At 65.0% G+C, this 426-nt stretch carries 1 protein-coding gene and 1 pseudogene; both read right to left on the minus strand.

All coding sequences use genetic code 11. The annotated features are described in order from the left end of the window. A partial coding sequence (locus HX846_RS37145) for a metal ABC transporter permease (RefSeq protein ID WP_178967456.1) occupies positions 1–161 on the minus strand: 161 nt, incomplete at its 3' end. After that, positions 161–426: pseudogene (locus HX846_RS37150) on the minus strand (manganese ABC transporter ATP-binding protein); the annotation flags it as partial. The gene HX846_RS37145 and the pseudogene HX846_RS37150, both read right to left, overlap by 1 nt.

Raw genomic sequence — 426 nt, forward strand, 5'->3', positions numbered from 1 at the left:
ATGCCGTGGGACACCGCGTCACCGATCAGGCTCATGCGGCGCAGGATCAGGAACACCCCGAGCGGCGCCGTGCTGCATGCCAATACCAGACCGCCGACGAGCGCGCGGCGCATGAAAACGAAATCGAGAAACGGCATCCACAGGTGGGCGGCGAAGTGCATCAGGCCACCTGCATTTGCGGCTGCGGGCGGATCAGTTCTTTGCTGGAGCCGAACACGCAGCCACTGCTTTTGATCTGCACCACTTGCTGGGTGTGTTGGCGTACGGAGCCGAGGTCATGGCACACCACGACCACCGTGCGGCCTGCGTCGTGCCAGGCGTGGATGTGTTTCCAGCACAGCGCCTGGCCGTCTTCGTCGAGGGCGGCGTGGGGTTCGTCCAGCAGCAATATCGGCGACTCGGCCAGGCTCATGCGGGCGAGCAGGG

It is taken from the genome of Pseudomonas sp. K5002 (genome assembly GCF_013386655.1).
In the GTDB taxonomy this organism is placed as follows: Bacteria; Pseudomonadota; Gammaproteobacteria; order Pseudomonadales; family Pseudomonadaceae; genus Aquipseudomonas.